The sequence below is a fragment of the Pseudomonas sp. MPR-R2A5 genome, from assembly GCF_058793055.1.
Map to the genome: position 1 here is coordinate 53,145 of NZ_JBXAFK010000049.1, position 10,565 is coordinate 63,709.

At 60.0% G+C, this 10,565-nt stretch carries 9 protein-coding genes; 4 read left to right on the forward strand and 5 right to left on the reverse strand.

The features are described from left to right. Nucleotides 1–3: 3 nt before the first annotated feature. Entirely contained in the window at nucleotides 4–306 is a 303-nt protein-coding gene (locus tag AC1Q6I_RS27915) for a hypothetical protein (RefSeq protein WP_024073217.1), read from the forward strand. Nucleotides 307–427: 121 nt separating this feature from the next. On the opposite strand, the gene rimI is transcribed toward AC1Q6I_RS27915, so the two are convergent. Together rimI and AC1Q6I_RS27925 are read right to left on the reverse strand one after the other, a co-directional pair. Next, complete coding sequence (rimI, locus tag AC1Q6I_RS27920; protein ID WP_003188286.1) at nucleotides 428–880, reverse strand: ribosomal protein S18-alanine N-acetyltransferase; 453 nt, start codon at nucleotides 878–880, stop codon at nucleotides 428–430. Continuing rightward, nucleotides 873–1,616: a hypothetical protein gene (locus AC1Q6I_RS27925; protein ID WP_051448866.1), complete on the reverse strand. Its 744-nt coding sequence runs from the start codon at nucleotides 1,614–1,616 to the stop codon at nucleotides 873–875. The genes rimI and AC1Q6I_RS27925 overlap by 8 nt, the downstream gene beginning before the upstream one ends. Nucleotides 1,617–1,803: 187 nt before the next feature. Here AC1Q6I_RS27925 and mksB point away from each other — a divergent pair, with 187 nt between their 5' ends. The 3 genes from mksB to mksF are packed head-to-tail and all read left to right on the forward strand — an operon-like array spanning nucleotide 1,804 to nucleotide 6,615. Further along, nucleotides 1,804–3,081, forward strand: coding sequence for an Mks condensin complex protein MksB (gene mksB, locus AC1Q6I_RS27930; protein WP_069075245.1), 1,278 nt, complete (start codon nucleotides 1,804–1,806; stop codon nucleotides 3,079–3,081). Beyond that, on the forward strand, nucleotides 3,071–3,778 hold the full coding sequence (gene mksE, locus AC1Q6I_RS27935; RefSeq protein WP_024073214.1) for an Mks condensin complex protein MksE: 708 nt from the start codon (nucleotides 3,071–3,073) through the stop codon (nucleotides 3,776–3,778). The genes mksB and mksE overlap by 11 nt, the downstream gene beginning before the upstream one ends. Then, nucleotides 3,775–6,615, forward strand: coding sequence for an Mks condensin complex protein MksF (gene mksF, locus AC1Q6I_RS27940; RefSeq protein WP_024073213.1), 2,841 nt, complete (start codon nucleotides 3,775–3,777; stop codon nucleotides 6,613–6,615). Before mksE ends, mksF begins: the two co-directional genes overlap by 4 nt. A gap of 173 nt (nucleotides 6,616–6,788) precedes the next feature. Here the strand turns inward: mksF and AC1Q6I_RS27945 are convergent, their stop codons facing one another. Genes AC1Q6I_RS27945 through AC1Q6I_RS27955 form a run of 3 tightly spaced genes read right to left on the reverse strand, consistent with a single transcriptional unit; the run spans nucleotide 6,789 to nucleotide 10,354 of the window. Then, nucleotides 6,789–9,092 (reverse strand): PqiB family protein, encoded by a 2,304-nt coding sequence (locus AC1Q6I_RS27945; protein ID WP_024073212.1) that lies wholly within the window; start codon nucleotides 9,090–9,092, stop codon nucleotides 6,789–6,791. Then, nucleotides 9,085–9,708 carry a paraquat-inducible protein A gene (locus AC1Q6I_RS27950; protein WP_024073211.1) on the reverse strand — a complete coding sequence of 208 codons (624 nt, stop codon included), beginning with the start codon at nucleotides 9,706–9,708 and terminating at the stop codon, nucleotides 9,085–9,087. Before AC1Q6I_RS27950 ends, AC1Q6I_RS27945 begins: the two co-directional genes overlap by 8 nt. After that, nucleotides 9,695–10,354, reverse strand: a complete 660-nt coding sequence (locus AC1Q6I_RS27955; protein ID WP_069075247.1) for a paraquat-inducible protein A — start codon at nucleotides 10,352–10,354, stop codon at nucleotides 9,695–9,697. Before AC1Q6I_RS27955 ends, AC1Q6I_RS27950 begins: the two co-directional genes overlap by 14 nt. Between the last annotated feature and the right edge of the window lie 211 nt (nucleotides 10,355–10,565).

Consider the following 10,565-nt stretch of genomic DNA (forward strand, 5'->3'; position numbering starts at 1 on the left):
GCCATGACTGAATCACGACGTCCCTACGGTGCTACCCAGCCCGAACCGATTGATGACAACGAAGATCGCATGGGCTCGATGCGCGAGCTGGACTTTGACGAGGACGCACCCTCCGCGCAGACCGGTGATGATTTGACCCCGGAAAACTTGATCCATGAGGATGGCGCGCGGGATGCCAGGGAGGAAGGCGAAGATAATCCGGCGGATTACGATTTGAGTATCGTGAACGAAGATGAAATTGGCGGTGGTAACGGCCTGGATGAGGCCGAACTGGCGGATATCGATCCGGTAGACGGTAACCGCTGACAAAACGTCGTCCTAGATGTGGGAGGGGGCTTGCACCCCGATGGCGGTGTGTCAGTCACTCGATGAGCTGGCTGGTCCACTGCTATCGGGGGCAAGCCCCCTCCCACATTGGGCTATGTATTTAGTCGACCAGGGTGCAGGCCATGACGACCGCATCTTCGCGCCCACCGACGGCCGGGTAGTAATCGCGCCGACGGCCGATTTCATTGAAGCCATAGCGCTCGTACAGCCGGAACGCGCCGGTGTTGCTGTCACGCACTTCGAGGAAACATTCCCGCGCGTTGGCCGCATAGGCACGAGACATCAGGTGCTCCAGCAGCGCCAGGCCCAGGCCACGGCCCTGGTTTTCCGGCTTGACGGTAATATTCAGCAAATGCGCCTCGTCGAGGATGATCTGCACCACGCCGTGGCCCACTTGCTGCTCGCCTTCAAACATCAACCAGATCTGATATTTGCCCAGCCCATCGAGAAAGATCCCGCGGGTCCAGGGATGGCTGAATGCCGCGTATTCGATTTTCAGCACGGCGTCGAGGTCTGCCTCGGTCATCGGGCGGAAGGATAAAGCCTCACTCATCGGTTGTTTTCCAGCGCGCCATCAGCCGGCGCATGGCTTGCCAGACATCAGCCTTACGCTGTGGCTCTTCCATTAATAATTCCAGGCCCGGCAGGGCCCATACCGAGCCCAGGCCTTCGACCTGCAGCTCGCGGTACCACGCCTCGGCATTGGCCTCACCGGCAAAGCGCACGGCAGGCAGGCCGATCAGCCAGAGGCACACACAGGGTTCGTCTTCCAAACGCGCCGAGACAAAACCTTGGACAAAATCCCGCGCGGCTTCCGGGCCCTGGTCCATCGTGCCGCGCACCAGCAGCGGCCAACGCACGGGGTCGCCGACAATTTGCGGACTGTCGGGCAGGCCGGCGGCGCGCAGCATGTCCTTGAGCAGCATGTAGGCCGGGTCACGGGTCTGGAAGCGCTCGCCGGTAGGCAGTTCCACCAGCAACAGGCAACGTCCGGCCCGTAGCAATTGCAGGGCAAAACGCGGTGGCGGGACGACCGGCGCCTTGACCACGGGTGCCGCCTCTTCAGCGACTACCGGCTTGGCCATCGGCGACGGACGTGGCACCTCGACCTTGGCGCGCTCCACCACCGGCCGCACAGGCGGCTCTGGCTTGACCACCGCCACGGGCGCAGCGGCTTCTTCCCCGGAGGTCTCGAACGCCTCATAGGGCTCGAGCGCCTGCAACAACTCAGGCCGTGACGGGGCGGCAAACGGCAGTTCGGTGCGGGGCAGCCAGTTGACCACCTGCATGGCGGTCAAGTAAGCGCGACGTCGGGACTCGATAAGCACAGCTCGGCCACTTGTGGATAAGTAAAGAACGGGGATTCTACCGCTGTTCGGTAACAATCGCCCACTGCGCACTGACCGGCTGTGGATAAATCCCGCGCCTGATGCAGTACAATCGCGACTTTTAATCGCCAACCAGCCGGCCATTCCCATGATCGAACCCAAGCGCGTCCTGCGCGCCCTCGCCGAACACTGGGCCCTACTTGAGCCACTGTGCGAACACTTCGACCAAGGCACGCTGAGCCTGGGCGAGTTGCGCGCACAACTGGCCGCCCAACAATTGGACAGCACGCCCCAGGACATCACCAGCCTGCTGGACGTGTGGATTCGCCTGGATATCCTGGTACCTGTCGCCAAGAGCCCGAACCGTTTCGAGCTCAATGCGCAGATCCACGACTTCCTCGCCTATCTTCGCAAGGAGCACCGGCTTGGCCTGTGCCTGGAAATCGAAGCTTACCTGCGCCACCTCGAGCGCTTGGCCGGTTATATCCAGGACGCCTTCGACATCCGTGATGGCCACGACCTGGCGCGGCAACTGCGCCTGCTGGACATGCGTGTGCGCGACGTACTGAAAAAACTCGCCAACGACGAACAGGCCCTCGCTGCCGTGGCCGACCGCGCCAAGACCAGCGACCGGCAGATCCCGTTGCGCCAGCGTTATGCCGAAGTCCTGGCGACCTGGGATGAATACGTCGAACCGATGATCCAACTGGTGAACGCCGACGGCGCCTTCGAGCAAGGCGTGCGCAAGGTGGAGAATGTGCTGCTGCGCATGCTCACCGAGCAACAGCGCCTCGGCCACCTGGTGGACGACGACATGCTGCTGCGTACCCACGCGCGCATTCTCGAGATGCAGACCAGCGCCCAACTGACCTTGCGTCACGCACGGGAACTGCTGTTGCCACTGCGTGAAGAAGCACGTCGGCACAACGCCGTGACCCGTGGCGCAGCACTCGCGCTATCGGCCATCCGCCGCAAAGGCCTGGATGCCGTGCCGCAGGCCGCGATGCCGATGTTTACCCGGCCGCAAAGCACCTTCCTTGGCAGCGCGAGTCAGGTCGAGGCCTACGTATACGCCCTGGCGAACTTCGAGCCGAAACCGGCGCGTTTCCCCAAGGCGCACAAGTCCCATAAAGGCGAAGCCCAGCGCGCACCGCGCACGGTCAAGGAAATGCTCGAACGCTGCGAAGACGCGCTGCCGATGCCGGACCTGATGACCTGGCTGCTGGAACAGGAGCCGGACGGCGCCACCGACGAATTGCTGTATTGGTTCTCACGCCTGTCCCGCGAAAAACGCTTCAAGCGCGAGCGTCTGGAACGCCGCGATTACCACACACACGAGCACCAGGTCAGCCTGCGCTCATTCGCCCTGCTCCCGGCCAGCCCTGACGCGGCCGAGCATTCTGCGAGCACTCCTTATGCATCTTGATCTATCCGAACTGTCCCAGCTGGCGCCGATTTTTCGCGAGCTGTTCAAGGGTTACCACGTCAGCCGCCGCGACCCGGAGCTGTACGCGCAACTGTCGAATTTCCAGGATCAGTACCGCACGCTGTTCAAGGCCCTTGGCTTTGAGCTGGTGTGCGATACCCGGGGCTTCTACTACTTCGTACCCGACTCCGCCATTGCCAGCGCGCAGGTGAACAAGACCGCCCAACGCCTGGCGTTGTTCACCTTCATCATCGTCGAGCATTTGGCCGACCAGGGCCGCGACCCGATTGCCGTGCTCGACGGTGGCAGCCTGGGCCGCGACGAACTGCCCTCGTTGTTGGAAAAGTACCGCGACCTGTTTATCCAGGCCGAAGTGCAGACCCAGGAAGAACTCGAAGAAAAAATCATGCGCCGCATGACCCAATTGGGTTTTGCCAGCGAAGACAACGGTATTTATCGCTTCCTGCCGCCGATGCACCGCTTCCTCGATGTGTGCCTGTCGGTGCAGCAGGACCGCGACCTGGCGGCCAGCGTGCACAGCGTGTTGCCGTTGCCTGCCCCGGTGATCATCGACGAAGACAGCGATGAAAAACTGCTGAAGACCGATGACCCGTTGGACTTGAGTGATTTTGACGACGAAAGCGAAGAAGACGCCCTGGCACGCGCCATTGCCGAAGAACAGGAGACCGACGCATGAGCAAGGAACGCTACGGCATCCGCCGCTTCGCCCTATTGAACACTGCCGGCTACAGCCTGGGCCTGTTCCCGCTGGAAGAGCCGCTGTCGGTGTACGGCGCGAACAACCTGGGTAAATCCGCGTCGATCAACGCCTTGCAGTTCCCGATCCTGGCGCGCATGTCGGACATGAGTTTCGGCAAGTACACCCTGGAACAATCGCGGCGCTTCTACTTTGCCACCGACACCAGCTACATCCTCGTAGAGGTCTCCCTGCCCCACGGCCCGCATGTGATCGGCGTGGTCGGTCGCGGCCCGGGAGGCGGCTTTGGTCACCAGTTCTTCGCCTACGCCGGCAAGCTGGACCTGGCCCACTACCAGAAAAACGACACGTGCCTGCGTCAGAAAGAACTGTTCACCAACCTGGAGCGCGAGGGCCTGAAAGCCTACGAACTCAAGCCCGACGAACTGCGTCGCTTGCTGGTGGGCGGCCACACGTCGATCCCGCTGGACCTGACCCTGATCCCGCTGCGTTCCACCAGCGAACAGAGCCTGAAGACCTTCCGCGCACTGTTTATCAACCTGCTGCACATGCGCGAAATCACCGCGGCCAAGCTCAAGCAATTGTTCCTCGATGCGTTCGAGCACAGCCTGCGCTCCGGCAGTGTCGATTACATCGCCGCGTGTGAAGAAGCCTTCCGCGACGTGCGACGCATGGAGCAGGACTACAACTCCCTGGTCGCCGCAGGACCGCTGGTTGAAGCACTGGCCAATGGTGTGAAACAGCGCGACATCCTGCGTGGCAAATTGCATCGCCTGTCGCCGCTGCTGGATTCGCTGCTGGGCACCTGGTCGGACTACGCCAGTGCGCGCAAGGAAGAGCTGACCATCCAGGCCGAGCACTACCGCAACGAGCAGGACGCGTTGCAAAACGACCAGCGCGGCGGCACCCAGGAGCTGATGCGCCTGGAGCGGGAAATCAGCGGTATCCAGCGTTGGCTGGGCGAGCTGTCGGTGCTCAAGCATCGATTTGCCCTGGTCGATGACGTCAAGGTGCTGGAACAACAACTGCTGGCGGCCAAGGATGCCCACGATGAACTGGCCGGCGCCCTGGCGCAGTCACGGCAATTCAGCGCCGAGGATTTGGATGAGCGTCTGCGCGACCTGGAAAAACGCTTGAAGTCGGTCAAGCAGCAGCTTGATCACGCGGATAACAATAGCTACGCCAAACTGCGTGAAGAATTCTCACAGCAGGATGTCGAGCGTCTGATGCGCTTGTTCAACAGTTCTCTGTTCAGCCTGCCGTTGGGCGAGCACGGCATTACGCTGGATGAGGACGGCCAGTGGGTGAAATCCCTGGAACTGATCCTGGATGGCTTCAAGGGCGAGCGTTTCGAAGTGCCGGGGCTGTCCATCGACATCTCGCACATCGAGCCCCCGGCATTACAGGCCCTGGCGGATCGCGCGGCATTGCGTGACCAGAAAGAACGCCTGGAGAAAGAACTCAAGCAGCTCAAGACCCAGCAGGCCGTGGCCTCTGACCGTGCCGCGAGCAAGACCCAGACTGAAGCGCTGTACCAGCAGGTGCTGGACGCACAAAAAGCCCTCGAAGACTTCCGCCGCGCGCAGACCCTGAGCGCCGAAGAAGGTGAGAAGCTGGAACAGCTGGCGCAAATGGAAGCCGCCCAGGATGAACTGAAGCGCTCCAGCGATGCGTTCACCGAACGTGTCCAGCAACTGTCGGCCAAGCTGCAACTGGTCGGTCGCCAGATCGGCGATATGGAAGCCAAGCAACGCACCCTGGATGACGCCTTGCGCCGTCGTCAGTTGCTGCCGGCGGACTTGCCGTTCGGCACGCCGTTCATGGACCCGGTCGACGACTCCATGGACAACCTGTTGCCGCTGCTCAATGACTATCAGGACAGCTGGCAGGGCTTGCTGCGCGCTGATGGCCAGATCGAAGCGCTGTACGCCCAGGTACGCCTCAAGGGCGTGGCCAAGTTCGACAGCGAGGATGACGTGGAGCGTCGCCTGCAACTGCTGATCAACGCCTATGCGCACCGTACCGATGAAGCACTGACCCTCGGCAAGGCACGGCGTGCGGCAGTCACCGATATCGCGCGGACCCTGCGCAATATCCGCAGCGACTATGACAGCCTTGAGCACCAGTTGGCATTGTTCAACCGCGAGATCAACAAGCGCCAGGTGTCCAACCTGCAAAGCTTCCGTATCGTGCTGGCACCCAACAAGGAAGCCCTCAAGCATATCGACCAGATCATCCACAGTGCCGGTCAGTATGAAGAAGGCGAAACCCTGTCAGTGTTCGACCTCAGCCAGAGCGCCGAGCAGGACAACAAGAACGAAGAGGCCAAGGAATACCTGGCGCGCCTGGTAGCGGCAAACCATAACCAGTTGGGCCTCAAGGATTTGTTCGAGTTGGCCTTCGAGATCACCAAGGTGCATGGTCAGCCGGTGATCCACACCGACATCGATGGTGCCGCATCCAACGGCACCACGATGACAATCAAAGCGCTGACCAACATGTATTTGTTGCTGCACTTGATGGACCGCGACCAGGCCGGTCGCGTACGGCTGCCGTACTATCTCGATGAAGCCGCGGATATCGACGAGAAGAACCAGGCCGCATTGCTGGAGACCAGCCTGCAACTGGGCTTCGTGCCGATCCTGGCCAGTGTGAAACCGCAGGTCTCAGCCCAGGTCGCAATCGACTTGGAGGGCGGCAGCGGACCGAACGGGATCTATATCGATGAGGCGGATTGGAAGTACATCCGCCGCCACGATGTGGTGAAGGCCACGGTGAATGTGCAGGCGGATGAGCCGGAATTGGATGAGGTCTGACGCTCGGCGTTGAAATGCAAAAAGGCCGCGATCTGATCGATCGCGGCCTTTTTTTTGGGCTGGGTTTTACGTCGTCTTTGAGGCCCCATCGGGATCAAGCTCCCTCCCACATGTTGAATACGCTCACAAATCAAAATGTGGGAGGGGCTTACTCCCGATAGCGGCGCCCAGGTCTATTTACCGAGTGGGATTTTAGGCGCCCAGGTCAGCCACTCGTCTTCAAACTTGTCGAACAGCGGGAACGTTTGCTGCGGCCGCGCCGCACTCCCCATGCGCTCGCCATCGGGCGTGGCAAAGGCGATGCCGCCGGCGACCAGCGTCTCCAGGGACTCCGTCCGCACCGTCGCCCCCTTGAACAGGCCAAAGTCGAGACCAAAGCCGCTGGAGTTCCAGAAGCGGCTGCCGCTGCGTACCAGGGGAGCGTACTTGGGCTCGATCAGGATGTGGACCAGTACGCGGTCGGCGGTCTGGCCCAGCTCATATCCAGTCACTTTGCCCACGGTGACTTCACGGTAGGTGACCGGCACACCTTCCTTCAACGAACCACGGCGCGCGGCACTGAGCACCAGGCTCAGGCCCGCCTCCTGGTGGGCGGTTTCAGGGGGTTGGTCCAGGGCGACAAAGCTCTTTTGTGGCCCTGCGTTTTTCACCGCAGGCTGTACTTCGATGTACTGCCCGGTGACCAGGGTTTCCAGGTTGGAGGTTTTCATCAGGCCCAGTTCAGGCTTGACCACCCAGAACTGACTGCCGACGCGCGCGATGCGGTCCGCAACTTGGGTGATACGCGCGCCGAGCAATACCGACTGCATATCGGCGCTCAAGTCGACGCTCTCGATCTTGCCCACATCCAGCCCTTTGAAACGAACAGGCGTGCCAGGACGCAGCCCATCGGCGCGGTCGACCTTGATGGTCACCAGGGTGCCATGCTGGTTGGCGGCCTCACGGTCGGCGAACAGGCGGAAACGTGGAATACGCTTTTTCAGCGGTACGTTCGGTTCCGGCGTTTCGAAGGCAATACCACCGGCCATCAAGCTGGCCAGGGATTCACTTTTCACTTGGATGCCGCCGGTGAGTCCGCCGGTCAAGGTTACGCCGCTGGCATTCCAGAAGCGCGTCGAACCGTTGACCAGATTGGCGTATTCCTTCTCGATGTGGACGCCGATCACCAGCTGTTTGTTCTTGCGCGAGAACTGGTAGCTCTGCACCGAACCTACCTTGACCTGCTTGTAGAGAATCGGGCTGCCTACATCCAGGGACCCAAGGTTGTCAGTGAACAGCACCATGTGCAGGCCTGGCGAACGCAGATCCAATGGCGGGGCCTTGGCCCGGGCGACAAACTCACGCTGTGGCGCACTGCCTTTGTCGCCAGGGCGGATGGCGATGTAGTTACCTTTGACCAACGCTTCAAGCCCGGTGATACCGGCCAGGGAAATGGACGGTTTGACCACCCAGAACTGGGTGTCCTGCACCAGATAATCTTCGGCCAATGGGTCAAGGGTCAGCTCAGCATTGGCGCTGGACAGGTCTGGATCGATCTTCAGGGTTTTCAGGCTGCCGACCTGAATGCCTTTGTACATCACCGGGGTGCGTCCGGCCTGCAAGCCTTCGAAGTCGGTAAGTTTGACCTTGACCTTGATACCGGCTGCGGCAGCGTCGAAATCTTCGTACAGGCGGAACGGCAGGCTCGGATCAGTGGGAGGGCTATCCTTGCGGTTCTCCGGCGTGGCGAAGGCGATACCGCCGGCAACGATACTGGAGAGGGACTCGCTGCGCACCTTCACTCCAGAGAGGTTGGCATCGATGCTGATGCCGCTGGCGTTCCAGAAACGCGTGTGTTTGCGCACCAGGTTGGCGTAGGTTGGTTCGATATAAACCTTGATTTCAACGGTGCTCTGGTCTTCGGACAGCAGGTAGCTTTTGACCTGGCCGACCTGGATCTGTTTGTAGAACACTGGGCTGCCACGGTTAAGCGATCCGAGACGGTCGGCCTTGATGGTCAGGTGCAGGCCGGGCTTGGCGTCGGATAATGGCGGCTCTTCGGAGAGGGCCTTGAATTTGCGTGTGGGTTCGCCGTCGCCTGGGCTGGCAGCGATGTAATTACCTGAGACCAAGGTTTCCAGGCCGGTGATACCGGCGAGGCTGACACTGGGCTTGACCAGCCAGAAGCGGGTGTTGGTCTTGAGGTATTGCTCGACGTCCTTGTTCATCTCGATGGTGGCAATCACCCCGCGATTGTTGCCCTCATCGTCAAGGGCCAAGGTCTTGACCTTGCCCACTGACATACCTTTGTAGACCACTTCGGTTTTGTTGGCCTGGATACCTTCGCCACTTTCAAAACGCACTTGGATTTCAATGCCCTGCTGGGAATAGGCACGCCATCCCAACCAGCCACCAATGATCAGCGCAATCAGGGGAAGGACCCAAATTGCCGACCAATTCGAGGCCGGTCGGGTTTTAGCTTTAGGCAAATCACTCATGGTCGTCGTCCGACTCCGTGTTATCCCAAATCAGTCGGGGATCAAAAGTTACTGCGGCAAGCATCGTCAAGATCACCACACTGGCGAAGGCTGCTGCGCCGAGGTTGGCCTCGACGCTGGCAAGCCGCCCAAAGTTTACAACCGCCACTAGGATGGCGATCACGAAGATATCCAGCATGGACCAGCGGCCAATGAATTCGATAAATCGGTACATGATGATGCGTTGTTGCGCGGACAGCGGTTGGTGACGCTGCACCGAGAACAGTAGCAGACCAATGCCCACCAGCTTGAATGTCGGCACCAGAATACTGGCAATGAACACCACGGCGGCGATGGGGAACATCCCGTGCTGCACCAGTTGGATGACACCCGACATGATGGTACTGGGATCACCCTGGCCAAGGGAGTTGATGGTCATGATCGGTAGCAGGTTGGCGGGAATATATAAAATGGCCGCGGTGATCAGCAATGCCCATGTGCGCGTGAGGCTGTTGGGACGGCGGGCATGGATCAGCGCACCACAACGGCTGCAGGATTGCTCATCGGCATCCGGCTCTTGCTTGTTCAGTTCGTGACATTCGGTACAAATCAGAATGCCTGCATCAATCGCCCGCATGATCATCTTCTCCTGACAGTGCTTGCCAGATCTGGTGCGGCGACATCACCACCTCAAGCAGAACCTGAACCATTAATAGGCTGACAAAGCAGGCTAGCCCCAGACCGATTGTGATAGAAGCCATATCTGCGAGTTTTACGATCGCTACCAACACCCCCATCAAATAGACCTCCAACATCCCCCAGTCCTTCATATGATGGTAGATGCGGTACAGCAACAGCCCGTAACTGCGGCCCATCTTCCAGCGAATGCTGAGCAACACTGCCAGTTGGCAAAGCAGCTTGAGCAAGGGAATACCCATGCTGCACAGGAACACCACGGCGGCAACGCCTTGCATGCCGGTATCGAACAAACCGACAACGCCACTCCACACGGTGTCCTCAGAGGATTGCCCGAGTAGATTGAGCTGCATGATGGGTAAAAAGTTCGCGGGGATGTACAGCAACAGCGCGGCGAGCACGAGGGCAAGGCTGCGCTCAACGACATTGTGGCGGTGAGCGTAAAGCTCGTACCCGCAACGCGGGCATTGGGCCTTTTCGCCAAGGGCAAGCGTTGGTTTGCGCATCAGCAAGTCGCACTCATGACATGCAACCAGGTCGTCCAGTGGTAAATCCGACACCTTGAGGGTATCAACCGGGTCGGGCATAGATAGGGCTCTGACTCTAAAAAAGGTTAGGTGCCTATTCTAGTGGTCTGGTTCAGAAATAACTGTGCAAATTTGTCGGGCGATTGGGGGCAAGTACGGGAATTGGAGCCGGAGGCGGTGTGCCCGACGGCGCACGTCAGCGTTGTCGTCCTGCATGAGCACGCTTGCGCCTGCGCTTTTCGACCGCCCAAAACAAAACCCCATCTGCTTT